Origin of the sequence: Mycobacterium interjectum (assembly GCF_900078675.2) — a bacterium.
In the GTDB taxonomy this organism is placed as follows: Bacteria; Actinomycetota; Actinomycetes; order Mycobacteriales; family Mycobacteriaceae; genus Mycobacterium; species Mycobacterium interjectum.
This window is the reverse complement of the sequence record NZ_LT546237.1, coordinates 3,535,669-3,558,587: the sequence shown is the minus strand read 5'-3', so window position 1 is coordinate 3,558,587 and position 22,919 is coordinate 3,535,669. Positions and strand designations below refer to the sequence as shown.

The following is a 22,919-nucleotide window of genomic DNA, read 5'->3' as shown; positions in this document are numbered from 1 at the left end:
CCGCGACCGATCGATCAGTGCGGCACGGTGCCGCAGATATTCCTTGTCCAGCAGGTGATCCGGAGTCAGCGCCATGTGATCGATGTCGCCGACGTAGGCCTGCGCGTCGGCGAACGCCAGCTTCACCGCCTCGATCTGCAGGTGCACGCTGTCGGCGGAATCGGCCGGCCACGAGGACATCTCGAAGTGTTCCAGGATCCCCAGGGCGATGAGTGCCACGATCCCCTGGCCGTTGGGCGGTATCTCGTGCACCGTGTACCCGCGGTAGGCCGCCGCGATCGTGCCCACCCAGTCGGCGCGGTGCGCGGCGAGGTCGTCGGCGCGCACCGCCCCGCCGTTGGCCAGCGCGTGTGCCTCCAGTTTCGCGGCCACGTCCCCGCGGTAGAACGCCTCCCCGTTGGTCGCGGCGATCCGCTCGAGCGTGGCCGCGTGATCGGGAAACCTGAAGAGCTCACCGGGTTTGGGCGCGCGCCCCCCGGGCAGGAACGCCTCGGCGAACCCCGGCTGGTCCTTGAACAGCGGCACCTGGGCCGCCCATTGCTCCGCGACCGTCGGCGACACCAGAAAGCCGTTGCGGCCATAGGAGACCGCGGGCTCGAACAGCTTCTCAAACGTAAGCTTGCCGAACTTGGCGTGCAGCTCCGCCCACGCCGACACCGCGCCGGGCACGGTCACCGAGTTCCAGCCGAGCGCGGGAACGGCGTTGCCGCCGAAGTACTCCGGCGTCCAGGCCGTGGGGGAGCGGCCGGAGGCGTTCAGCCCGTGCAGCCGCCGGCCGTCCCAGACGATGGCAAAAGCGTCCGAGCCGATGCCGTTGGACACCGGCTCCACCACGGTCAGGGTGATGGCGGCGGCGATCGCGGCGTCCACGGCGCTGCCCCCCGCGGCGAGCATGCGCAGACCCGCCTGGGCGGCGAGGGGTTGCGACGTGCACACCACATTGGCCGCGAGGACCGGCTTTCGCGGCCACGCGTACGGGAGGCTCCAGCCGAAAGGTGTGGTCACCTCCGCGAGACTAGGCCGTCAGCAGCGGCGCCAGCCACGTCAGCTCGGCCGGCAGTTGCGAGCTCCAGAACGCCGCGTTGTGCCCGCCGGGTGAGAAACCGCCCGCGGGCGGGTTAGGCAGCTGCGCGATGAACTGCTTCGTCGCCCCGTAGAACGGGTCGCTGTCGCCGCAATCCACCCGGATCGGGATCGACGCCAGCGCCGGCATCCCGAACACCGAGTTCGCCGCGAAGTCGTCCGGCCCGTCGAACGCGCCGGGCGCGGCCGCCCCGGAGGACATCCACAGCGCCGGGCTCACCGCGCAAATCGCGGCGGTGCGCGCGGGCCCGAGCCGCCCGCCCAGCAGCAGCGCGCCGTAGCCGCCCATCGACCAGCCCAGGAACGCGACCCGCGAGGTGTCCAGGTCCTGGCTCCCCAGCATCGGGATCAGCTCGTTCAGCACCATGGCCCCGGCGTCATCCCCCGACGCCCGCCGGTGCCAATAACCGCCGCCGCCGTCCACGGCGACCACCGCGAACGGCGGCAGCCCGGCGTTGATGGCCTGGGCCAGCCCCTGCTCGACGCCGCCGGCCATCACGGTGGCCGCATCGCTGCCCTTCCCGTGCAGCGCGATGACCGGTCGCAGCGCCTGGGTCTGTCCCGGCGGGCGGGCGATCGCCCAGTTGGTGTTGACGCCGCCGCGCGCCGCCGAAACGAAGGAGCCCGTCACCATGGTCGGCGCGGGCGGGGCGGGTGCCGCCGGTTCAAGAACCACGCTGGGCGGCGGAGCTGAGGGCGCCCGGGTGTTGGCCGCCGACACCGGCGTGGCGTGAGATGTGCGGGGCTCTAACAGGATGTCGAGGGCGTATGCGCCGGCGGCGCCGACGGCCGCGCTGGCGCCGAGACCGAGCAGGGCGCGGCGGCTCAACTCGGGCATGCGGGCCATCATGCCACGGCCGTTTGGCCAAAATGGCAATGGAGTACCACTTTTGCTGGCACCATGGCTACTCGTGACGGCAGCAGTTACTCCCAAGGGAGAACGTCGACGGTATGCGCTCGTGAGCGCCGCCGCCGAGTTGCTTGCCGAGGGCGGGTTCGAAGCGGTGCGCCACCGGGCCGTCGCCCGGCGGGCGGGCCTGCCGTTGGCCTCGACCACCTACTACTTCTCGTCGCTGGACGATTTGATCGCGCGCGCCGTCGAACACATCGGGATGATCGAGATTGCCCAGCTCCGGGCGCGGGTCAACGCGTTGTCCCGGCGGCGCCGCGGACCGGAGACCACCGCCGAGGTGCTGGTCGACCTGCTGGTGGGGGATCTATCGGATCCGGCGCTCACCGAGCAGCTGATCTCCCGTTACGAGCGGCACATCGCCTGCACCCGGTTGCCCGCGTTGCGCGAGACGATGCGTCGCAGCCTGCGCCAGCGCGCCGAGGCCGTGGCGGAGGCCCTCGAACGATCCGGCCGATCCGTGCGGATCGAGCTGGTGTACACGCTGATCTGCGCGGTCGACGGTTGCGTGGTGTCCGCGCTGGTCGAGGGCGCGGATCCCGTCGCGGCCGCGTTGGGCACGGTGGTCGAGCTCGTCGACGTGCTCGCGCCCATCGACCCGCGGCCGGTGCAGATCTGAACCGCTAGGAGCACGGCAGCGACGGGGTCACGATGTATCCGGTGGCGAAGTCGCCATAGATCGTGACCGCGGCCGGGCGGCGCTGGAAGTACAGGGCCACGTAGGCGCAGACGACGGCGTCGACGGGATCCTCGGCGCGGCGCAGCTCGCTCTTGCGTTGCGCCGCGACGACTTGCCCCCGCAGCCCCGCCCAGCCTTCATGGCCCGCGACCTGCAGCGGCACCGCGGCATCGGCGAGCCTTTCGACGCCGTCCATCAGCAGCAAGAGCTGGGACTTGAGCCCGTCGACCGTGCGGCCGGGCTTCGCCTTGTATTTCAGCGTCCGCTCCAATCGCAACAGCGCGACGGTCGCCGCATGCGGGTAAACCTCGATGGCGCGGCGCCCCGCCGGCGATCGCGGATCAAGATCGAGGCCCAGCGCAGCGGCGAGCCGGCCCCCGCGTGGGCCGTCGGCGAACTCGGGTTTTCCGGTATTGCAGGGGTGCGCTCCGGCTTCGAACCGGCGGAAGTCGCGGTTGAGCGCCGACTCGGCGGGCCGGTTGCCCGTCGGGTTGGTCACCACCAGCGGCGCGTCGAAGGCGACCAGGCAATCGTCGCGGACGTAGGGCGCCAGGGCGGCCAGCACCGCCGCGTCGTCGCGCACGGCGCACAGGTGCACCAGGAGGCCGTCGGCGTCGACCACCGCGACACCGGTGGGGTTGCGGCCGGCCCACGCCAGGTCGACGCCGGCAAAGTACACCCGCCACATTGTGCCGCGAAAGTGCAACTACCGGCGTCGTTACTCGGCGAATGCGTCGCCAGTCGCACTTTCGCGGCGCCGGGCGAACCGTAAGCTGTGTGCTTGTGAGCATTCCGAATGTCCTGGCCGCCCGGTACGCCAGCGCGGAAATGGTCGCGATCTGGTCGCCGGAGGCCAAGGTCGTCGCGGAGCGGCGGCTATGGCTGGCCGTGCTACGCGCCCAGGCCGAGCTGGGAGTGGACGTTCCGCCCGAGGCGATCGCCGATTACGAACGGGTACTCGACGACGTCGACCTGGCCTCGATCGCAAACCGCGAACGGGCGCTGCGCCACGACGTGAAGGCCCGCATCGAGGAATTCAACGCGCTGGCCGGCCACGAGCATGTGCACAAGGGAATGACAAGCCGCGACCTCACCGAGAACGTCGAGCAGCTCCAGATCCGGCGGTCGCTGGAACTGGTGTTCTCCCACGGCATTGCGGTCGTCGCGCGGCTCGCCGAGCGGGCGGTGGGGTACCGCGATTTGGTGATGGCGGGGCGCAGCCACAACGTCGCCGCGCAGGCCACCACGTTGGGCAAGCGGTTCGCCTCCGCCGCTCAGGAGACGCTGATCGCGTTGACCAGGCTGGGGGAGTTGATCGACCGCTACCCGCTGCGGGGGATCAAGGGCCCGATGGGCACCGCGCAGGACATGCTGGACCTGCTGGACGGCGGCGTCGCCAAGCTGTCCGAACTCGAGGGACGCGTCGCCGAGTTTCTGGACTTCGCAACGGTTTTGACCAGTGTCGGCCAGGTGTACCCACGCTCGCTGGACCACGACGTGCTCTCGGCGCTGGTGCAGCTCGGCGCCGGGCCGTCGTCGATGGCCCACACCATCCGGCTGATGGCCGGGCACGAACTCGTCACCGAGGGTTTCGCGCCGGGGCAGGTGGGCTCGTCGGCGATGCCGCACAAGATGAACACCCGCAGTTGCGAGCGGGTCAACGGGCTGCAGGTGGTGCTGCGCGGCTACGCCTCGATGGCCGCCGAGCTGGCCGGCGCGCAGTGGAACGAGGGCGACGTGTTCTGTTCCGTGGTGCGCCGAGTCGCGTTGCCGGACAGCTTCTTTGCCATCGATGGGCAGATCGAGACGTTCTTGACGGTGCTCGACGAGTTCGGCGCCTACCCGGCGGTGATCACCCGCGAGCTGGACCGCTACCTGCCGTTCCTCGCCACCACCAAGGTGCTGATCGCCGCGGTGCGCGCCGGCATGGGGCGCGAGGCGGCGCACCATGTGATCTCCGAACACGCGGTCGCGACGGCGCTGGCCATGCGCGAGCGCGGCGCCGAGCCCGACCTGCTCGAGCGGTTGGCCGCCGACGAGCGGCTGCCGCTGGATCGCGCGGCGCTGGACGCCGCGCTGGCCGACAAGAAGTCTTTCACCGGGGCCGCCGGTGACCAGGTGGACGAGGTGGCCGCGATGGTGGATGCGTTGGTGAGCCGCTATCCGGAGGCGGCGAAATACACTCCGGGTGCGATCCTGTGACGCTCGCCGGCGCGCTTTCGGGGATCGACTTCACCGACCTGGACAACTTCGCCAACGGATTTCCGCATGACCTGTTCGCCGTCCATCGGCGCGAGGCGCCGGTGTATTGGCACGAGCCGACCGACAACACCCCGGACGGCGAGGGCTTCTGGTCCGTCGCCTCCTACTCGGAAACGCTTGCGGTGCTGAAAGATCCGGTGACCTTCTCCTCGGTCACCGGCGGTAAGCGCCCGTTCGGCGGCACGCTGTTGCAGGACCTGGCCATCGCGGGCCAGGTGCTCAACATGATGGACGACCCCCGGCACTCGCAGATCCGGCGCCTCGTCAGCTCCGGGCTGACGCCGCGGATGATCGGCCTCGTCGAGGACGATCTGCGGTCCCGGGCGCGCCGACTGCTCGACGCGGTGGTGCCGGGCGAACCGTTCGACTTCCTTGTCGACATCGCCGCCGAACTGCCCATGCAGATGATCTGCATCCTGCTGGGAGTGCCGGAATCCGAACGGCATTGGCTGTTCCAGGCCATCGAGCCGCAGTTCGACTTCGGCGGCTCCCGCAAGGCGGCCCTTTCGCAGCTGTCCGACGCAGACGCCGGGTCGCGGATGTACGCCTACGGCCAGGAGCTGATCGCGGCCAAGCGCGCCGAGCCGACCGACGACATGCTGTCCGTGGTCGCGAACGCCACGGTCGACGACGAAAACGCGCCGGCGCTTTCCGATCTCGAGCTGTACCTGTTCTTCAGCCTGCTTTTCAGCGCGGGCGCGGAGACGACGCGCAACGCCGTCGCCGGCGGCCTGCTGGCGTTGGCCGACCACCCAGGGCAATTGCGCGCGCTGCGTTCGGATTTCGGCCCGCTGCCCACGGCGGTGGAGGAGATGGTGCGGTGGACGTCGCCGTCGCCGTCGAAGCGGCGCACCGCCACACGCGACGTCACCCTCGGCGGACAATCGATTCGGGCGGGTCAGAAGGTTCAGATCTGGGAGGGTTCCGCCAACCGGGACGCCGACGTGTTCGACCACCCCGACGAATTCGATATCGTCCGGAAACCCAACCCCCACTTGGGCTTCGGCCAAGGTGTGCACTACTGCCTGGGTGCCAATCTGGCCCGGCTGGAACTGCGGGTGCTGTTCGAGGAGCTGTTGACGCGCTTTTCCGCCGTGCGGGTCGCGCGGCCAGTCGAATGGACCCGCAGCAATCGGCACACCGGCATCCGGCACCTGGTCGTGGAGCTGATCGAGGGACCGTGACCACCCGGCTCGCCGATGCCGAGCCCTCACCCGGCGCATAGCCGGGCTGCTGCGCTCGTGCCCTGAATCCGGTCAGCCCGTGCGCAGCGCGATCCCGGCCGCCCTCAGCTCCAGCGCGGCCAGCGCCCGGATCGTGACGGGATCCTCGTGGCGCCACCCGCCGACCGGATCCGCGCTGATCGCGGCCAGCTTGCGCGGCGGCCGGTTCGTCAGGGCCCGCAGCGCCAGGAGCTGTTCGCCGGCCGGGGTCGCGGCCAGCCCGGTGACGGTCCACTTGCGCCGGAAGAACCGCAGCCGCAGGAACAGCCACGGGACGACCACGATGAGCAGCGGCACCGCGACGACGGCCAGCGACAGCAGCACCGCCAGCCCGCCCGCCGTGGTGTCAAGGCTGTGTCCGGCCCCCGCGATGTCCAGAGCGGCCGCGCTGGCGGAGACGAGCGGCTTGCTGACCGCGTCCCCGACCACCGGAATGTGCTGCGCCCTTTGGCCCGCCGATGCCAGATTGCCGGCGATGCCGTTGGCGCCGACCTCGACCTGCCGGCCGGCCTCGGCGATCGTCGAGATGGCGTCGTAGACGGCCGTGCCGACGAGCAGCCAGATCACCGACCACAAAAAGATGGCGAAATCGCTGAAAAGTTGGGCGGCCAGCCGGCCGGGCGTGGTGGCGTAGGGCAGGATCCGCAATGGCAGCGACGTCATAGCCTCGATCCCAGCACAGGGCCGCCCGATAGGCTGACCCGATGCGTCCAGCACTGTCCGACTACGAGCATGTGGCCAGCGGCAAGGTCCGGGAAATCTACCGCGTCGGCGACGAGCACCTGCTGCTGGTGGCGACCGACCGGATCTCCGCATACGACTACGTCCTGGACAGCACCATCCCGGACAAGGGCCGGATACTGACCGCGATGAGCGTGTTCTTCTTCGGCCTCGTCGAGGCCCCCAACCACCTGGCCGGGCCGCCCGACGACCCGCGCATCCCCGACGAGGTGCTTGGCCGCGCGCTGGTGGTGCGGCGGTTGGAGATGCTCCCGGTGGAATGTGTGGCCCGCGGTTACCTGACCGGGTCGGGGCTGCTGGACTACCAGGCGACCGGCCAGGTCTGCGGCATCCCGCTGCCCCCGGGTCTGGTGGAGGCCAGCAGGTTCGCCACCCCGATATTCACTCCGGCAACGAAAGCGGCGCTGGGCGACCACGATGAGAACATCTCGTTCGCCCGGGTGATCGAGATGGTGGGTGCGGTGCGCGCCAACCAGTTGCGCGACCGCACGCTGCAGATCTATGTTCAGGCCGCCGACCACGCGCTGAGGAGGGGAATCATCATCGCGGACACCAAGTTCGAGTTCGGCACCGACGCGGGCGGCAACCTGCTGCTGGCCGACGAGATCTTCACCCCGGATTCCTCTCGGTACTGGCCCGCCCAGGACTACCGGGCGGGTGTGGTGCAGACCAGTTTCGACAAGCAGTTCGTGCGCAACTGGTTGACCAGCCCCGAGTCCGGCTGGGACCGGCACGGTTCGCAACCCCCGCCACCGCTGCCCGACGACATCATAGACGCCACCCGAAGCCGTTATATCGAGGCTTACGAACGCATTTCCGGCTTGAGCTTCGGCGGCTGGATCGGCCCGGGCGCATGACGGAGGCATCGCTGGAAGCGCTGGTGCCACCGGTCGCGAAGCGGGTCGATACCCGGCGCGAACATCACGGCGACGTCTTCATCGACCCGTACGAATGGCTGCGCGACAAGGCCGATCCCGAGGTCATCGGCTACCTGGAGGCCGAGAACGACTACGTCGACCGGATGACGGCCCACCTGGAACCGTTGCGGCAGCAGATCTTCGACGAGATCAAGTCGCGCACCAAGGAGACCGACCTGTCGGTACCGACCCGGCAGGGTGACTGGTGGTACTACGCCCGCACCTTCGAAGGCAAGCAGTACCGCGTCCAGTGCCGGTGCCCGGTCACCGATCCTGATGACTGGGATCCGCCGATCCTCGACGAGGACACCGAAATCCCCGGCGAGCAGGTTCTGCTCGACTCGAACGCGGAGGCCGAGGGCCACGAATTCTTTGCACTGGGCGCCGCGATGGTCAGCCTGGACGGGAACCTGCTGGCATACTCCGTCGACACCGTCGGCGACGAACGCTATACCCTGCGGTTCAAGGACTTACGCACCGGGCAGCCGTACCCCGACGAGATCGCGGACATCGCGGCGGGAGCGACCTGGGCGGCCGATCACCGCACCGTGTACTACCTGACCCTGGACGCGGCCCACCGTCCCGACAAAGTCTGGCGGTACCGGCTCGGCTCGGGGGAGCCGTCGGAGCTGGTGTATCACGAAGCCGACGAACGGTTTTGGCTGGGGGTGGGGCTCACCCGAAGCGAGAAGTACGTGTTCATCGCCTCGGGGTCGTCTATCACCACCGAGATGCGTTACGCGGACGCCGCCGACCCGGACGCGACGTTCACCGTCGTGCTGCCCCGCCGCGAAGGAATCGAGTATTCGGCCGAGCACGCCGTCATCGGTGGACAGGACCGATTCCTGATCCTGCACAACGACGGGGCCGTGAACTTCACGCTCACCGAGGCCCCGGTCAGCGATCCGACGCGCCAGCGCACCCTGATCCCGCACCGTGACGATGTCCGGCTCGACGCCGTGGACGCCTTCGCCGGTCAGCTGGTGGTGAGTTACCGGCGCGCGGCGTTGCCGCGAGTCCAGTTGTGGCCCTTCGGGTCCGACGGGACCTACGGCAAGCCCGAGGAAATCTCGTTCGACTCCGAGTTGATGTCGTGCGGGTTGGGCGGCAATCCCAACTGGGATTCGCCCAAGCTGCGGATCAGGGCCGGATCTCTGGTGACCCCGGCGCAGATCTACGACGTCGACCTCGCCACCGGTGAGCGGACGCTGCTGCGCGAGCAACCCGTCCTGGGCGGCTACCGGCCCGCCGACTACATCGAACGGCGCGACTGGGCGCAGGCGGACGACGGCACCGAGATCCCCGTGTCGATCGTGCATCGCGCCGACGTCGAATTCCCTGCGCCCACAATGCTGTACGGTTACGGCGCCTACGAGCTGTGCACCGACCCGAGCTTTTCGATCGCCCGATTGTCGCTGCTGGACCGCGGCATGGTCTTCGTCATCGCCCACGTACGTGGCGGTGGCGAGATGGGCCGGCTGTGGTATGAGCACGGCAAGCTGCTGGCAAAGAAGAACACCTTCACCGACTTCGTCGCGGTGGCAAGGCACTTGGTGGACTCAGGTCTGACCCGGCCGCACCAGCTGGTCGCGCTCGGCGGTAGCGCCGGCGGTCTCCTGATGGGTGCGGTGGCCAACCTGGCACCGGATCTCTTCGCCGGCATCCTCGCGCAGGTCCCCTTCGTCGACCCGCTGACCACCATCCTCGACCCGTCCTTGCCGCTGACCGTCACCGAGTGGGACGAGTGGGGAAACCCGTTGAGCGACGGCGATGTCTACTCGTACATGAAGTCGTATTCGCCCTACGAGAATGTCGAGGCCAAGAGGTATCCGGCCATCCTGGCGATGACGTCCCTGAACGACACCCGCGTGTATTACGTGGAGCCGGCCAAGTGGGTTGCGGCGCTGCGGCATGCCAACACCGACGGCAACCCGGTCTTGTTGAAGACGCAGATGAATGCGGGACACGGCGGCGTCAGCGGTCGTTACAAGGCCTGGCAGGAAACCGCTTTCCAGTACGCGTGGCTGCTAGCCGCGGCCGACCGCGACCGCTATGGCGGCGGCCAGGAAGACAACCTGGATGGCCGTCCGCAGGGGTAGCCGGGTCGTCATCGATTTGGGCGGATCTGGCATCCGGGACGCATAGACATTGGCCGGGAACATGGCCAGCATCAGCACTACGAGGCAGACGGCGGCCGCCACCCGGGTCGCGGGAACCAACAGGCCCACGGCGCCCAGCAACTCCAGCAGGCCGGTGAACGTCACGAGGTAGCCGGGAGCGGGCAGGCGGGGCGGCACGATCGCGACGAGATCCCGCCGCAGCGGCGGCGCGAAGTGCGAAAAGCCGGTCAGCAGGAACATCGCCGCCAGCCCGACGGCGATCGCGGCGGTCCAGTTGTTGACGTAGGCGACGCCGAGCGCCCCGATGCTGCGGGCGGCGATGGTGCTCAGGAGCAGCGTGATCAACGGGGCCATCTGACATTCCAATCTAGACAGTGACAAGATTGTAGCACTCGAAGATAGCACCTATCTAGTCACTGTCAAGTTCGGTCGGTATGCTGGCGGCGTGAACCGCTACCACCACGGCGACCTGCGCGCGGTGATCCTCGCCGAGGCGGGCCGCCTGGTCGCCGAACGGGGCGCGGACGGGGTCTCGTTGCGCGAGTTGGCGCGCAGCGCGGGCGTGTCGCACGCCGCCCCGGCCCATCACTTCACCGATCGGCGGGGCTTGTTCACCGCGCTGGCGACCCAGGGATTCCAGCTGCTGGCCGAGGCGCTGGCGAATGCTCGTGGCCGCTTCGCCGACGCGGCCCTCGCCTACGTGCGGTTCGCCCTCGAGCACCCCGGCCACTACCAGGTGATGTTCAACAAGTCGCTGCTGGACGCGGCCGACACCGAACTGGCCGCGGCCGAGGCCGCCGCCGGGGCCGAGCTTTCCCGCGGCGTCGCGACCCTGCGGGACCCCAACGCGCGGGCCGACCCCGCGGGCGCTCAACTCGCGGCGTGGTCACTGGTGCACGGGTTCTCTACGCTGTGGCTCAACGACGCGGTCAACGTCCACATCAGGCAGACCGATCCGATGGACACGGTCGCGCGGATCGCGGCGATGCTGTTCGAGGGGTGAGCGGCGCTAGTCGAGGGCCGTTTGAATGGCCGGCTGCTTCGGTAGGAACGCCGCCGGGATGATGGTGAACGTCACCAACACCACCGCGATCGCGAATACCAGTGTGTACGCGTGCGAAAGGTCGTGCAGCACGCTGCCCGGGAAGCCCGGGGCCAGCGTCTGCGGGGGCACCGCGGACGGGTCGACCGGCACGCCGGTGGCGGCCGCCTTCTGTTGGAGCGTCGCCAGTTTACGTGCCGCGGCGATGTTCTCGCTGTGGTTGAACTGGTTGGTGAGGACCATCGACATCAACGCGGTTCCCATCGAACCGCCCACCTGATGGCTGACGCTCATCAGCGTTGTGCCGCGGGCGATCTGGTGCGGGGACAGCGCCTGCACCGACGCGACGGACAGCGGCATCATGGTGCAGCCCATGCCCAGGCCCGTGATCGCCAACCCGACCAGCAGTGTGGGTAGGTACGGGGTCTGCTTGGCCACCCCGAGGGCGAAGGTGCCCAGGCCCGCAATGATCAACGCGATGCCGACCAGCACGATCTTGCCCGGCCCCTGCCTGTCCACCAGCGGCCCGGTCAGCCGCATGGTCAGCATGGCGCCCAGCCCCTGCGGGATCATGTGCACGCCGGCCTGCATGGGCGTCTGGTGCAGCACCTGCTGGAAGTAGCTCGGCAGCAGCAGGCCCGCGCCGAAAAAGGCGGTGGCGAACAGCAGCATCGTCACATTGGCCTGGGTGATCACCTTGTTCTGGAACAGCCGCAGATCGATGAGTGGGTGATCGGCACGGCGCCGCGCGTGCACGACGAACGCGGCAATCAAGGCCAGGCCGACGACCGCCGGAAGCAAGACACGACGATCGGCCACGGTCCCGCAGCGCGGGACGGACGACACCGCGAACAGGAACGTGGCCAGCCCCGGCGACAGCAGCAATCCACCGACGACGTCGAACGTTTCCGACCGCGCCGCTTGATCGCCGGGGAACACGATCGCCGCCAGGACCAGCGTCACGAGCCCGATCGGCAGGTTGATCAGGAAAATCCACCTCCAGCTGGAGGTGTCGATGAGCCAGCCGCCCAGGATGGGCCCACCGATCGGGGCGAGCAGCATGGGGATGCTCAGGATGGACATCAGACGGCCGAGGCGGGCGGGGCCCGCTTCGCGGGTCATGATCATGAATCCCAGCGGCATCAGCATGCCGCCGCCGATCCCCTGGACCACTCGAAACACGATGAGCTGCACAATCGTTGAGGCCACCGCGCACAGCAGCGAACCCAGGGCGAACGCCACCACCGATCCCATGAACAACCGTTTGGTGCCGAAGCGGTCGGCCGCCCACCCCGTCAACGGAATCACCGACGCCAACGCCAGCGTGTAGCCGGTCATGGTCCAACCGACCACGGCCTGGCTCGATCCGAATTGATCGATGAAGGTGCGTTGCGCGACGGCGACGACCGTGACGTCCAGGATCGCCATCACCGTGGCCAACAGGCACACCCCGGAGATCCGCAACAGCCCCGCGTCCAGCTTGGCCGGGAAGGCATGGGCGCCCGGCGGCTGTGCTGAAGCGGTGGGCGGCGCGGTGTCGGCCGCTGCTGATCGGGCCTTGTCCATGGCGTTGCTTAGCATATCGAATCGATCGCGCCGGCCCGCGCCGGGACGCGTTTGCTGACCGGGCGTGCGGGCGGGTCCTTTCGGGCGGGTTCCGGCCCACCGGCGCGGCCCGTTTTGCGGCTTCCGGGCGGCGCCGACCTGGGCCGATATACGCCTGCTGTCTGCGTGTCCTTCACCATCCCGACACCTGGCATCGTCAAACTGCGGGTGTGTCTGGAAAATTGATCGTCTCGGTGTCGGGGATTGGCGAACGCACCCTGGACGACGTCGCGGCGTTCTGCGCGCAAATGGACGCCCGCGAAGTTCCGGTCTCATTGCTGGTTGCTCCACGGCTCAAGGGTGATTACCGGCTCGACCGGGACCCGCACACCGTCGACTGGCTGACCGCCCGGCGGGCCGGCGGCGACGCCATCGTGCTGCACGGCTACGACGACCCCGCCACCAAGAAGCGCCGCGGAGAATTCGCGGTCCTGCGCGCCCACGAGGCCAACCTGCGACTGATGGGCGCCGATCGGGTGCTCGAGCACCTCGGCCTGCGCACCCGGTTGTTCGCGGCGCCGGGCTGGGTGGTGTCACCCGGCGTCGTCAAGGCGTTGCCACAGAACGGCTTCCGGTTGCTCGCCGATCTGCATGGGATCACCGACCTGGTCCGGCGCAGCACCGAGCGCACGCGGGTGCTGGGCATCGGCGAGGGCTTCCTGACCGAGCCGTGGTGGTGCCGCATGGTGGTGCTGTCCGCGGAGCGGATCGCGCGCCGCGGCGGCATCGTGCGGGTGGCGGTGGCCGCGCATCAATTGCGCAAGCCCGGCCCGCTGCAGGCGATGCTGGACGCCGTCGACCTCGCTCAGATGCACGGTTGCGCGCCCACGGTGTACCGGTGGCGGTCCAGCAAGGCGATCCTCGACGCGGCCTGATCCAAGCGCCTGATCGGCCCCCGCCCGGGGGCATTACCCTGGTGCTACATGAGCGAATCTTGGGGCTCGGATTTCGCCGCTGACGCGGTCATCGTCGGTGCCGGGCTGGCGGGCCTGGTAGCCGCGTGCGAATTGGTGGAGCGCGGGCTGCGGGTGCTGATCGTCGACCAGGAGAACAGCGCCAACCTGGGCGGGCAGGCGTTTTGGTCGTTCGGCGGCTTGTTCTTTGTCGACAGCCCGGAGCAGCGCCGGCTGGGCATCCGCGACAGTCATGAACTCGCCCTGCAGGATTGGCTCGGCACCGCGGCGTTCGACCGGCCCGAAGACTACTGGCCGCGCCAATGGGCGCATGCCTACGTCGATTTCGCGGCCGGGGAGAAACGCAGCTGGCTGCGTGCCCGCGGGCACAAGATTTTTCCACTGGTGGGTTGGGCGGAGCGCGGCGGTTACGGTGCTCAGGGGCATGGCAACTCGGTGCCGCGTTTCCACATCACGTGGGGTACCGGGCCGGCGTTGGTGGAAATCTTCGCGCGTCAGTTGCGCGACCGCTCCACGGTGCGCTTCGCCCATCGCCACCAGGTCGACGAGTTGATCGTCGAAGGTGGCGCGGTGACCGGCGTCCGCGGCACCGTGCTGGAGCCGTCGCCCGCGGCGCGCGGAGTGGCCTCGTCGCGGAAAGCGCTGGGCCAATTCGAGTTTCGCGCCCCCGCGGTGCTGGTCACCAGCGGGGGCATCGGCGGCAACCACGAGCTGGTGCGAAAGAATTGGCCCAAGCGAATGGGCCGGGTTCCCGAGCAATTGCTCGCCGGGGTACCTGCGCATGTCGACGGTAGGATGATCGCAATTTCCCAACGGGCCGGCGCGCGGGTGATCAACCCCGACCGGATGTGGCATTACACCGAGGGCATCACCAACTACGACCCGATCTGGCCGCTGCACGGCATCCGGATCATTCCGGGGCCGTCCTCGCTGTGGCTGGACGCGTCCGGTAAGCGGTTGCCGGTCCCGCTGTATCCCGGCTTCGACACTCTGGGCACGCTGGAGTACATCACCCAGTCTGGGCATGACTACACCTGGTTTGTGTTGAACGCCAAGATCATCGAGAAGGAGTTCGCGCTGTCCGGTCAGGAGCAGAATCCCGATCTGACCGGCCAGAGCGTGCGCGAGCTGCTACGTAATCGGGCCAGCTCCGGGGCGCCGGGGCCGGTGCAGGCCTTTGTCGACCGGGGCGTGGATTTCGTCAGCGCGGGCTCCTTGCGCGAGTTGGTGACGGCGATGAACAAGCTGCCCGACGTGGAGCCGCTCGACTACGCCACGGTCGAGGCCGAGGTCACCGCCCGCGACCGTGAGGTGGCCAACAGGTACACCAAGGACAGCCAGATCACGGCGATCCGGGCCGCCCGGGGCTATATCGGGGACCGGCTGGGCCGGGTGGTCGCGCCGCACCGGTTGACCGATCCGAAGGCCGGGCCGATGATCGCGGTTAAGCTGCACATCCTGACCCGAAAGACGTTGGGCGGCATCGAGACCGACCTGGCCGGGCGGGTGCTCAAGGGCGACGGCACCCCGCTCTCCGGGCTGTACGCGGCCGGCGAGGTGGCCGGATTCGGCGGCGGCGGCGTGCACGGCTACCGGGCGCTGGAGGGCACCTTCCTGGGCGGCTGCATCTTCTCGGGCCGCGCGGCGGGCCGCGGCGCCGCCGACGACATCACCTAGCTCCGTCTGCTCGCCCAAGCGGCAAGCGGGCGGTGCCGCCAGCCCGCGCTTAAAAGGTGACCGCGTTTTCCTCGGGCAGCACTTGGAAGTCGGTGCTGGTCATCTCGGAAAGCCGGCCGTAGTAGATGCCCCTGGCATCCGGGGCGACGATGCCCTGGTGGATGGGTACCGCGCGGGCCGGTGCCACCGCGCGCAGGTAGTCGACGGCCTCGGCGATCTTCATCCACGGGGCCGCCGCCGGAGTGGCCAAGACGTCCACCGGCTCGTCGGGAACGAAGAGCGCATCGCCGGGATGCATCAGCCTCGCCGGATGCTCTGAGTCGCCGACCAGAAACGAAATGTTCTCTATCACCGGGATTTCCGGATGTATCACGGCGTGCCGGCCGCCGACGGCCCGCACGGTCAGCTGCCCGATCTGCAGCTCGTCGCCGACGTGCACGGCCCGGCACGGCGCACCCAGCTGCTCGGCGGTTTGCGGATCGGCGTAGAGCGCCGCGTCGGGGTTGCCCTCGAGCAGCGACGGGAGCCGCCCGACGTCGACGTGGTCGGGGTGCTGGTGGGTGATCAGGATGGCGCTCAGGCCGGTGATTCCCTCGAAACCGTGCGCGAAGGTACCGGGATCAAAAAGCACACGGGTGTTGTCGAACTCGGCAAGTAGGCATGAGTGGCCGAAATGCGTCAGTTGCATGACTACGATTGTGCCCCGACGAAGGGTGATGCGATGCGGGTGATCCTGGCCACGATGCTGCTCGTCGGTGGCTTCGCGGTGGCCCTGATTGCCGTGATTCCCGCGCAGGCAGACCCGGAGACTTGCCCGACCACCTGCGACCAGATCCCGAATACCGCGTGGATACCGCAGCACGCGGTGCCGCTGGACGCGGTCTACGGCTGGCCCCCGCTGGCCGGTGCGGCGGTCCCCCTGACCGGGACGGGGACGGCGAGGTTTCGGTTCGAGGAGCTGTGTGACTCACCGGCGCTGCCGCGGGATCCCCGCGACTACGCGGTCGCGGCCCGCGTGACGGTGACTCACCCGGACGGTCAGTGGCAGCTGCAGGCTCAGATCCTGCACTGGCGCGGCGACACGGCCCGCGGCGGCCAGCTGGCGGCTTCGGTGTTCAGCACTGCCGTCGGCGCGCTTCGCGCCTGCCAGCAGCGCGCACCGGCGGAGTCGCCGTCGATCACCACCGACGAAACGAACCGGATGGCGGCGGTCATCAGCGGTCCGGTCGTCATGCACACCTACCTGGTCGCCCACGTGGCGAGCAGCACCATCACCGAGCTCACGCTGTGGTCGTCGGGGCCGCCGCAGGTGTCCTGGCCGGCGATGGCGGACGACTCCGTGCTGAACGCACTGACCGCGCCGCTGTGCGACGCCTACATCGCCTCGTGCCCGTGACCCTGCCGGTAGAGTTGGCGCCGAGATGAACTCTGAGGAGGAGCGCCAGTGAGCCGGGTGGTCGTTCATGTGATGCCCAAAGCGGAGATTCTGGACCCGCAGGGTCAGGCGATTGTCGGTGCGCTGGGGCGGCTCGGCCACCCCGGTATCTTAGATGTCAGGCAGGGCAAGCGGTTTGAGCTCGAGGTGGATGACACAATCGGTGACGCCGAGCTCGCCGAGATCGCCGAATCGCTGTTGGCGAACACGGTGATCGAGGACTGGACGATCAGCCGGGAGCCGCAGTGACGGCGCGGATTGGCATCATCACCTTCCCCGGGACGCTCGACGACGTGGACGCCGCCCGCGCGGCGCGGCGCGTCGGGGCCGAGGCGGTCGCTCTGTGGCACGCCGACGCCGACCTCAAGGGAGTCGACGCCGTGGTGGTGCCCGGCGGCTTTTCCTACGGCGACTACCTGCGGGCCGGCGCGATCGCCCGGTTCGCCCCCGTGATGGCCGAAGTGGTCGACGCCGCGGGGCGCGGCATGCCGGTCTTGGGCATTTGCAACGGTTTTCAGGTGCTCTGCGAGGCCGGGCTGCTGCCGGGGGCCCTGACCCGCAACGCGGGGTTGCACTTCGTGTGCCGCGATGTGTGGCTGCGGGTGGCGTCGACCTCGACAGCCTGGACGTCGCGCTTCGAGCCCGATGCGGACCTGCTGGTGCCACTGAAGTCCGGCGAGGGCCGCTACGTTGCGCCGGAGAACGTGGTCGACGAGCTGGAGGGCGAGGGCCGGGTGGTGTTTCGCTACCACGACAACCCCAACGGCTCGCTGCATGACATTGCCGGCATCAGCTCCGCCAACGGTCGCGTCGTCGGGCTGATGCCGCATCCCGAGCACGCCATCGAAGCGCTGACGGGCCCCTCCGACGACGGCCTGGGCCTGTTCTATTCGGCGCTGGACGCCGTGCTGGCCGCTTAGCCGAAAACTCCGCCGCACAGCGGAATTCAGCCAAGCACGGGGAAGCGGCGCTGAGCGGCCAGCCGCCTGAGCGCGGACTCCATCACCCCGCGCACGTGGGCGTCGACCTCGTCGACGTCGGGGTCGTTGCCGAAGCGGACGGTGACATCGATCGGGTCAAGCACCTCGGTGACGATCTTTGCCGGCAGCGGCAGGTTGGGCGGGAAGATCACGCTCGGACCGAACGGGAAGCCGAAGCTCACGGGTAGGATGTCCATGCGGGCCTTGGTGAGCCCCAACTTGCGCGCCAGCCAGTTGCCGCGGGTAAGGAACAGCTGGGTCTCCTGGGCGCCGATGGACACGGTCGGCACGATCGGCACCCCCGCCTCGATGGCGGTCCGCACGTAGCCGGTGCGGCCGTTGAAGTCGATGGTGTTCGCGCTGAAGGTGGGTCGATAGGAGTCGTAATCGCCGCCGGGGAAAACCAGCACGACCGCGCCCGAATGCAGGGCGGTGGCAGCGTTTTCCCGGCTCGCCTCGATGACCCCGAGGCGGCGCAGCCATCCGTCCAGCGGGCCGATGAACAGGCCGTAGTGAGCCAGCGTGTAGACGGGGCGTTCGTAGCCGAACCTGTCGTAGAAGGCCGGCGCGAAGATCAGCACGTCGGGTGTCAGCATGCCGCCCGAGTGGTTGGACACCACGAGCGCCCCACCGGTCGCGGGGACGTTGCCCACGTTGCGCACCTCGGCGCGATACCACCGCTTGACGACGGGTCCCAGAGTCTTGGCGACCTGCCGGATAAGGGCCGAATCCCACTTGACGGTCTCGTCGTTGTGGGCCGCCCGGCGCTGTGTGGCTGTCATTTGCTAGCGGTTGCCCGCTGCGACGGGGGCCTTAAACGTCGGCGCGAGCGTAACGCCACCGCGAAATACCGCCCATGATTTCGCCGTGGCGTTACGCTCAGCCGGCGTCGAGCAGCATCGGATGCCCCGCCGACGGCAATTCGACGGTGGGGGCCAGTTGGCCGAACAGGTCGATCGCGTCCGCGATGGCGGCGTCAACGAAGGATGCGAAGTCGTCGAAAGAAACGCCCTTTCGGATCCATTGCGACCTGCGCGCCACCACGCCGATGCGCTGCGGGTCGGATGATCCGTGCACGATCGCGATGACCCCGCGGTCCTGCGCGTTCCACGTGTCGGCGAAGTGTGTCAGCCAGGGACGGTCGCTGGCGGGGAAAAAACATGCGGGTGTCACCCGGATCATCAGCACGTCGCCGTGCGTCGGGCAGACCTCGAGGTGGACGTGCAGCCTCCGCGGGCGGGTATTGGCGACGTAGAAAAACTCGCCGTCATGGTGGCCCCGGAAATACCGGCTGCCGCGCGTGCACAGGTAGCGTTCGACCAGGTCTGCGCAAAGCGGCTGACTCGTCATGAGTTAGATGGTGAGGCCGGCGGCTTTGCAGATCCTGGGAGCCGAGCTAGCCGCGACCCAAGAAATTGTTGAGAATCGGCTGAGCGAAGCGACGGCTGTGTGCTCGTACCGTTAGTCGCCTTAGTCCCAATAGTGACTTCACCTTTCTACCGTTGGCTAGAGAAGGAACAGGGGGTGTCGTCGTTGACCGCAAATGACCAATCCGGGGGCGCGCATCGTCGGGGCTGGCCGACATGACCACCGCGATGCCTACGCACGCCCTGGGTTCCGGCTACCCGATGAACGGGCATGAGGATGCCGACGGTGAATCGATGCTCAGCGCCGGGACTGCCGTGGCCACCAGAGGCAGGGCACTGGCCTGGCGAGTCGAAACCGCCATGCCGCGCTGGCGACCCAGCGAAGACGAAATCGTGCGCGCTGCGATCACGGTGATACTGGTGGCCCTTGGGACCATCATCGCGCTGGCCGCAATGGCGATTCTGACGATGGGCTAGCGAGGACAGCGGCGCGGCCGCTGCGTTCACGCGCGATCGCGCTCGACTACCCCGGCGCCGTTCTCGGCAGCGTGACCAAAAACGGTACCGCTCTGGCCGATAATGAAATTCGACCACCTCGAGGGGCTTGTCGCCCTCGCCGTAGCTGGTGCGCTCGAGGACCAACACCGGTGACCCCAGCGGCACGCCCAAGGCGCCGGTCACGTCGAGAGACGCGCCGGCGGCGTGAATCTCGTGCCCGGCCCGGGCGACGCGAACTCCGAGCCGCTGCTGCTCATGAGACGAATAAAAACGTCTTGTGGCAGGTTGTCAACGCGGCGCGCCACGCCCGAAGGTGGGGCGAGTGGACTGACAACGCCACACCGATCGGAAGGACTGAACGTGGGATTCGCGGTGGAACGGATCGACCATATCGTGCTGAACTGCCGAGACCTGGAGGCCACCGCGTCGTGGTACGAGCGGGTCCTGGGCATGCGGCGCGAGACGTTCGGGCCTTCGCAGAGAACGGCCGTGTGCTTCGGAAATCAGAAGATCAACCTGCGGCCGGTCGGAGCAATCGACGACGATCCCGACTGGGTCACCGGGTCCGTCGAGGCGGCCGGCTCCGAGGACCTTTGCTTTATCACCGAGGCGACCGCCGACGAGGTGCGCGCCCACCTCGGGGCCTGCGGGGTCGACGTCGTCGCGGGACCAGTAACCAAGGTCGGCGCGCTGGGGCCGATGACCTCGCACTACTGCCGTGACGTCGACGGCAACCTCATCGAAATCGCCGTCTATTGAGACTCTTTGAGCGGATACAGTTCGGGAAGGTTGATCACAACGGCCTCTTGGGTGCTGCGCGCGATCACGACCTCGGCGGACGAATTCGGGTCGGGATTCTCCTCCCGGTGCGGCAGGTACGGCGGGATGAAGACGTAATCGCCGGGCGCGGTGGAGATGCGAACCTCCCCAACGCCGTTATGGAAGACGAACTCCGGGTTGCCGCTTCGCACGTAGATCGCGGTTTCCGAATCGCCGTGATGGTGGTTCGACGACACTGTTGCCGGTGACGCGTGTGTCTCGCCCATCCACAGCTTCTCGGCGCCCACCGACGTGCCGGACAGCGCGGCAAACCGGCGCAGGCCCTCCGATTGCGCGGTGTCGGAACTGAGGTCCGACGCCTTGATGTGGTGCACCCGGTTGCGGGTGAGCTCCGCCGCTGCCGCATCGTCGAAGTCGGGATGAAATCCGTCTGGAGTCGCCATGGCTCAATTATCGTCCGCGGCGTCCCGATAGGCCTCGAGCAGTCGGAGCCACAGTTCGCTGACCGTGGGGAAGCAGGGGACCGCGTGCCACAGCCGGTGGACGGGCACCTGGCCGGCCACGGCGATGGTGGCCGAGTGCAGCATCTCGGTGACCCCGGGACCGACCAGCGTCACACCGAGCAGGTGGCCGCGATCCGCATCGACCACCATCCGCGCCCGACCGGCGTATCCGTCCGCGTAGAGATTGGCTCCCATGACGACGTCTCCGATCTCCACGTCGACCGTGCGGATCTGGTGGCCGGCGTCCTCGGCCTGCCGTGCGGTCAGCCCGACGGCGGCTGCTTCGGGGTCGGTGAAGAAGGCCTGGGGCACGGCGTAGTGGTCGGCGGTGGTCGCGTGCACGCCCCACGGCGAGGTGTCCAAGGGCTGTCCCGCGGCGCGGGCCCCGATCGCCGCACCGGCGATGCGCCCTTGGTACTTGCCCTGATGGGTGAGCAGGGCCCGGTGATTGACGTCGCCCGCCCCATAGAGCCACCCGTCCTCGATGGCCCGCACACGGCAGGTGTCGTCGACGTCGAACCAGCTGCCTGGTGTCAGCCCGACCGTCTCGAGGCCGATGTCGTCGGTGAGCGGCGCCCGCCCCGTGGCGAAAAGTACTTCGCTGACCGCCAATTCGGATCCGTCGCCCAATTCGAGGACCGCGCGTCCGCCCTCGGCGCGACGCAGCCCGCGCACCGATGCCCCCAGGCGGACGTCCACGCCGGATTCGGCCAGCCCGCGGGCGATGAGTTCGCCCACGAAGGGCTCCATCCGCGGCAGCAGTCCCGAACCGCGAGCCAGCAGGGTCACCTGGGAGCCCAATCCTTGCCAGGCGGTGGCCATTTCGACGCCCACGCCGCCGGCGCCGACAACGGCGAGCCGCTCCGGGACATAGCTGCTGCCCGTGGCCTCGCGGTTAGTCCACGGTTTGGCCTCGGTGATGCCGGGCAGGTCGGGGAGCGCGGGCCGGCTGCCGGTGCAGACCACGACCGCATGCCGCGCCGTCAGCACCGGCTGCTCGCCGCCGGGCGTGCTGACGGCGACTCGTCGGGGACCGGCCAGCCGCCCGTGCCCGCGTATCAGGGTGGCGCCGATTCCTCTCACCCAGTCGGCTTGGCCGCTGTCGTCCCAGTCGCTGACGTAGCGGTCGCGCCGACCGAAGACGCCCGCGCTGCTGATCGAACCGCTGACCGCCTCGCGCGCGCCGTCGACCCGACGGGCGTCGGAGACGGCGATGACCGGCCGCAGCAACGCTTTACTGGGTACGCAGGCCCAATATGAACACTCGCCACCGACGAGTTCGCGCTCGACCACCGCAACGTGCAGCCCAGCGGCGCGCGCGCGGTCGGCGACGTTCTGCCCGATCGGCCCGGCCCCGAGCACAATGACGTCGTAGTCCCGTCCGATGTCTGCGGCCATGGTCGAAGTTCCTTCCCCGAGTTGTCCGTAGGTTTTCTATCCCCCGACGAGGCGCTCGGCCAGCTCGCGCAGGTCGCTTACCACGAGGGTCGGTTGGGGCAGCCCGTCGACGGGCAACGGTGGATTGCCCGGTCGGGTGATCAGGGCCGAGCTATAGCCGACATGTTGCGCGCCGAGGGTGTCCCACACGTGTGCGGCCACCATCATGCAATCAGCCGGAGCGACGCCCAGTGTCTCGCAGACGTACCGGTACACCGCCGGAGCGGGCTTGAAGGCGCGACGGGCATCGACGCTCAACTGTAGTTCGAAGAAGTCGCCCAGCCCGGAATTCTGCAGCGCCGTCGGCCCGTTCGGGTTGGGCGGCGAGTTGGTCAGGGTGACGAGGCGGAATCCGTTGTCGCGCAGGGTGGCAAGCCCGTCCGCAGCATCCGGGTACGCCGGCATGGTAAGCAGGGCGGTCTTCAGGCGACGCAGGTCGGCGTCTGTGATGGCGACGTCGTAGATGTCGCCGATCATCCGCAGCACGCCCTGGGCGAGCGTCGAGAAGTCGACATAATTGCCCGCCAAGGTGACGGTCATCGAGTACATGACAAGCTGGGAAAACCATTCGCGAAGCACCCGCTCGTCACCGAACTTCTCTCCGAAAATCGGTGCCAGCGACTCGATATCCACCAACGTCTCATTGACGTCGAAGACAAGCACGGACGGTGTCGGCATGGCTGGGCCTCAGCATTCTCAACGGAGCGTTCCGGGCGCAAGCACCCGATCAGACTCATACAATTATC

At 68.5% G+C, this 22,919-nt stretch carries 25 protein-coding genes and 1 pseudogene; 13 read left to right on the top strand and 13 right to left on the bottom strand.

The features are described from left to right. Together BN4348_RS51570 and BN4348_RS51565 are read right to left on the bottom strand one after the other, a co-directional pair. Positions 1–1,005, bottom strand: a 1,005-nt coding sequence (locus BN4348_RS51570; RefSeq protein WP_211145756.1) for a gamma-glutamyltransferase family protein, incomplete at its 3' end; no start/stop codon positions are given. 10 nt (positions 1,006–1,015) lie between these two features. Continuing rightward, the gene (locus BN4348_RS51565) at positions 1,016–1,933 is read right to left on the bottom strand and encodes an alpha/beta hydrolase-fold protein (protein WP_066916060.1); all 918 of its coding nucleotides are present in this window, start codon (positions 1,931–1,933) and stop codon (positions 1,016–1,018) included. A gap of 61 nt (positions 1,934–1,994) precedes the next feature. Between BN4348_RS51565 and BN4348_RS51560 the strand changes: the two genes are divergently transcribed. Then, complete coding sequence (locus BN4348_RS51560; RefSeq protein ID WP_066916058.1) at positions 1,995–2,612, top strand: TetR/AcrR family transcriptional regulator; 618 nt, start codon at positions 1,995–1,997, stop codon at positions 2,610–2,612. A gap of 4 nt (positions 2,613–2,616) precedes the next feature. Here BN4348_RS51560 and BN4348_RS51555 read toward each other — a convergent pair whose 3' ends face one another. Then, entirely contained in the window at positions 2,617–3,351 is a 735-nt protein-coding gene (locus tag BN4348_RS51555; RefSeq protein WP_066916096.1) for a DUF429 domain-containing protein, read from the bottom strand. A 104-nt stretch (positions 3,352–3,455) separates the two neighbouring features. On the opposite strand from BN4348_RS51555, the gene purB reads away from it, so the two are divergent. Continuing rightward, positions 3,456–4,874, top strand: a complete 1,419-nt coding sequence (purB, locus tag BN4348_RS51550) for an adenylosuccinate lyase (protein ID WP_066916056.1) — start codon at positions 3,456–3,458, stop codon at positions 4,872–4,874. Then, entirely contained in the window at positions 4,871–6,118 is a 1,248-nt protein-coding gene (locus BN4348_RS51545) for a cytochrome P450 (protein ID WP_066916054.1), read from the top strand. The genes purB and BN4348_RS51545 overlap by 4 nt, the downstream gene beginning before the upstream one ends. Before the next feature lie 72 nt (positions 6,119–6,190). Here the strand turns inward: BN4348_RS51545 and BN4348_RS51540 are convergent, their stop codons facing one another. Next, positions 6,191–6,820 (bottom strand): hypothetical protein, encoded by a 630-nt coding sequence (locus BN4348_RS51540; RefSeq protein WP_066916052.1) that lies wholly within the window; start codon positions 6,818–6,820, stop codon positions 6,191–6,193. A 41-nt stretch (positions 6,821–6,861) separates the two neighbouring features. Here BN4348_RS51540 and BN4348_RS51535 point away from each other — a divergent pair, with 41 nt between their 5' ends. Together BN4348_RS51535 and BN4348_RS51530 are read left to right on the top strand one after the other, a co-directional pair. Beyond that, positions 6,862–7,755: a phosphoribosylaminoimidazolesuccinocarboxamide synthase gene (locus BN4348_RS51535; RefSeq protein ID WP_066916050.1), complete on the top strand. Its 894-nt coding sequence runs from the start codon at positions 6,862–6,864 to the stop codon at positions 7,753–7,755. Continuing rightward, entirely contained in the window at positions 7,752–9,914 is a 2,163-nt protein-coding gene (locus BN4348_RS51530; protein WP_066916048.1) for a S9 family peptidase, read from the top strand. The genes BN4348_RS51535 and BN4348_RS51530 overlap by 4 nt, the downstream gene beginning before the upstream one ends. On the opposite strand, the gene BN4348_RS51525 is transcribed toward BN4348_RS51530, so the two are convergent. Next, positions 9,843–10,289 (bottom strand): DoxX family protein, encoded by a 447-nt coding sequence (locus BN4348_RS51525; RefSeq protein ID WP_066916046.1) that lies wholly within the window; start codon positions 10,287–10,289, stop codon positions 9,843–9,845. The two genes, BN4348_RS51530 and BN4348_RS51525, sit on opposite strands and share 72 nt — an antisense overlap. 91 nt (positions 10,290–10,380) lie before the next feature. Here BN4348_RS51525 and BN4348_RS51520 point away from each other — a divergent pair, with 91 nt between their 5' ends. Beyond that, complete coding sequence (locus BN4348_RS51520) at positions 10,381–10,938, top strand: TetR/AcrR family transcriptional regulator (RefSeq protein WP_066916044.1); 558 nt, start codon at positions 10,381–10,383, stop codon at positions 10,936–10,938. A 6-nt stretch (positions 10,939–10,944) separates the two neighbouring features. Here the strand turns inward: BN4348_RS51520 and BN4348_RS51515 are convergent, their stop codons facing one another. Further along, positions 10,945–12,543: a DHA2 family efflux MFS transporter permease subunit gene (locus BN4348_RS51515; protein WP_084454454.1), complete on the bottom strand. Its 1,599-nt coding sequence runs from the start codon at positions 12,541–12,543 to the stop codon at positions 10,945–10,947. Between the two features lie 209 nt (positions 12,544–12,752). On the opposite strand from BN4348_RS51515, the gene BN4348_RS51510 reads away from it, so the two are divergent. After that, entirely contained in the window at positions 12,753–13,457 is a 705-nt protein-coding gene (locus tag BN4348_RS51510) for a DUF2334 domain-containing protein (RefSeq protein WP_066916040.1), read from the top strand. Positions 13,458–13,505: 48 nt separating this feature from the next. After that, positions 13,506–15,173, top strand: coding sequence for an FAD-binding dehydrogenase (locus tag BN4348_RS51505; RefSeq protein ID WP_066916038.1), 1,668 nt, complete (start codon positions 13,506–13,508; stop codon positions 15,171–15,173). A 49-nt stretch (positions 15,174–15,222) separates the two neighbouring features. Here the strand turns inward: BN4348_RS51505 and BN4348_RS51500 are convergent, their stop codons facing one another. Continuing rightward, complete coding sequence (locus BN4348_RS51500; RefSeq protein ID WP_066916036.1) at positions 15,223–15,861, bottom strand: MBL fold metallo-hydrolase; 639 nt, start codon at positions 15,859–15,861, stop codon at positions 15,223–15,225. On the opposite strand from BN4348_RS51500, the gene BN4348_RS51495 reads away from it, so the two are divergent. Genes BN4348_RS51495 through purQ form a run of 3 tightly spaced genes read left to right on the top strand, consistent with a single transcriptional unit; the run spans position 15,838 to position 17,528 of the window. Then, positions 15,838–16,569, top strand: coding sequence for an ATPase (locus BN4348_RS51495; protein WP_211145755.1), 732 nt, complete (start codon positions 15,838–15,840; stop codon positions 16,567–16,569). The two genes, BN4348_RS51500 and BN4348_RS51495, sit on opposite strands and share 24 nt — an antisense overlap. A 48-nt stretch (positions 16,570–16,617) precedes the next feature. Further along, the gene (gene purS, locus BN4348_RS51490; protein ID WP_066916032.1) at positions 16,618–16,857 is read left to right on the top strand and encodes a phosphoribosylformylglycinamidine synthase subunit PurS; all 240 of its coding nucleotides are present in this window, start codon (positions 16,618–16,620) and stop codon (positions 16,855–16,857) included. Beyond that, the gene (gene purQ, locus BN4348_RS51485) at positions 16,854–17,528 is read left to right on the top strand and encodes a phosphoribosylformylglycinamidine synthase subunit PurQ (RefSeq protein WP_066916030.1); all 675 of its coding nucleotides are present in this window, start codon (positions 16,854–16,856) and stop codon (positions 17,526–17,528) included. The genes purS and purQ overlap by 4 nt, the downstream gene beginning before the upstream one ends. A gap of 26 nt (positions 17,529–17,554) precedes the next feature. Here purQ and BN4348_RS51480 read toward each other — a convergent pair whose 3' ends face one another. Both BN4348_RS51480 and BN4348_RS51475 read right to left on the bottom strand, forming a co-directional pair. After that, the gene (locus tag BN4348_RS51480) at positions 17,555–18,370 is read right to left on the bottom strand and encodes a lysophospholipid acyltransferase family protein (protein WP_066916028.1); all 816 of its coding nucleotides are present in this window, start codon (positions 18,368–18,370) and stop codon (positions 17,555–17,557) included. 97 nt (positions 18,371–18,467) lie between these two features. Beyond that, positions 18,468–18,938, bottom strand: coding sequence for a YbjN domain-containing protein (locus BN4348_RS51475; RefSeq protein WP_066916027.1), 471 nt, complete (start codon positions 18,936–18,938; stop codon positions 18,468–18,470). Between the two features lie 233 nt (positions 18,939–19,171). Here BN4348_RS51475 and BN4348_RS51470 point away from each other — a divergent pair, with 233 nt between their 5' ends. After that, a complete protein-coding gene (locus BN4348_RS51470) occupies positions 19,172–19,432 on the top strand; it encodes a hypothetical protein (protein WP_066916026.1) in 261 nt (86 codons plus the stop codon). Between the two features lie 46 nt (positions 19,433–19,478). Here the strand turns inward: BN4348_RS51470 and BN4348_RS51465 are convergent. Further along, positions 19,479–19,705: pseudogene (locus BN4348_RS51465) on the bottom strand (UTRA domain-containing protein); the annotation flags it as partial. 108 nt (positions 19,706–19,813) lie between these two features. Here BN4348_RS51465 and BN4348_RS51460 point away from each other — a divergent pair. After that, positions 19,814–20,212, top strand: coding sequence for a VOC family protein (locus BN4348_RS51460; RefSeq protein WP_066916025.1), 399 nt, complete (start codon positions 19,814–19,816; stop codon positions 20,210–20,212). On the opposite strand, the gene BN4348_RS51455 is transcribed toward BN4348_RS51460, so the two are convergent. Genes BN4348_RS51455 through BN4348_RS51445 form a run of 3 tightly spaced genes read right to left on the bottom strand, consistent with a single transcriptional unit; the run spans position 20,206 to position 22,851 of the window. Continuing rightward, a complete protein-coding gene (locus tag BN4348_RS51455; RefSeq protein WP_066916023.1) occupies positions 20,206–20,676 on the bottom strand; it encodes a cupin domain-containing protein in 471 nt (156 codons plus the stop codon). The two genes, BN4348_RS51460 and BN4348_RS51455, sit on opposite strands and share 7 nt — an antisense overlap. A gap of 3 nt (positions 20,677–20,679) precedes the next feature. Further along, positions 20,680–22,134: a dihydrolipoyl dehydrogenase family protein gene (locus tag BN4348_RS51450; RefSeq protein ID WP_066916021.1), complete on the bottom strand. Its 1,455-nt coding sequence runs from the start codon at positions 22,132–22,134 to the stop codon at positions 20,680–20,682. Between the two features lie 36 nt (positions 22,135–22,170). Beyond that, positions 22,171–22,851: a haloacid dehalogenase type II gene (locus BN4348_RS51445; protein ID WP_066916019.1), complete on the bottom strand. Its 681-nt coding sequence runs from the start codon at positions 22,849–22,851 to the stop codon at positions 22,171–22,173. Between the last annotated feature and the right edge of the window lie 68 nt (positions 22,852–22,919).

Coding starts and splice junctions, on each gene's coding strand:
- BN4348_RS51450 (WP_066916021.1), bottom strand. CDS start 22,134: ATGGCCGCAGACATCGGACGGGACTACGACGTCATTGTGCTCGGGGCC.
- BN4348_RS51475 (WP_066916027.1), bottom strand. CDS start 18,938: ATGACGAGTCAGCCGCTTTGCGCAGACCTGGTCGAACGCTACCTGTGC.
- BN4348_RS51535 (WP_066916050.1), top strand. CDS start 6,862: ATGCGTCCAGCACTGTCCGACTACGAGCATGTGGCCAGCGGCAAGGTC.
- BN4348_RS51565 (WP_066916060.1), bottom strand. CDS start 1,933: ATGATGGCCCGCATGCCCGAGTTGAGCCGCCGCGCCCTGCTCGGTCTC.
- BN4348_RS51455 (WP_066916023.1), bottom strand. CDS start 20,676: ATGGCGACTCCAGACGGATTTCATCCCGACTTCGACGATGCGGCAGCG.
- BN4348_RS51480 (WP_066916028.1), bottom strand. CDS start 18,370: ATGACAGCCACACAGCGCCGGGCGGCCCACAACGACGAGACCGTCAAG.
- BN4348_RS51445 (WP_066916019.1), bottom strand. CDS start 22,851: ATGCCGACACCGTCCGTGCTTGTCTTCGACGTCAATGAGACGTTGGTG.
- BN4348_RS51505 (WP_066916038.1), top strand. CDS start 13,506: ATGAGCGAATCTTGGGGCTCGGATTTCGCCGCTGACGCGGTCATCGTC.
- BN4348_RS51500 (WP_066916036.1), bottom strand. CDS start 15,861: ATGCAACTGACGCATTTCGGCCACTCATGCCTACTTGCCGAGTTCGAC.
- BN4348_RS51540 (WP_066916052.1), bottom strand. CDS start 6,820: ATGACGTCGCTGCCATTGCGGATCCTGCCCTACGCCACCACGCCCGGC.
- BN4348_RS51530 (WP_066916048.1), top strand. CDS start 7,752: ATGACGGAGGCATCGCTGGAAGCGCTGGTGCCACCGGTCGCGAAGCGG.
- BN4348_RS51470 (WP_066916026.1), top strand. CDS start 19,172: ATGACCACCGCGATGCCTACGCACGCCCTGGGTTCCGGCTACCCGATG.
- BN4348_RS51515 (WP_084454454.1), bottom strand. CDS start 12,543: ATGGACAAGGCCCGATCAGCAGCGGCCGACACCGCGCCGCCCACCGCT.
- BN4348_RS51525 (WP_066916046.1), bottom strand. CDS start 10,289: ATGGCCCCGTTGATCACGCTGCTCCTGAGCACCATCGCCGCCCGCAGC.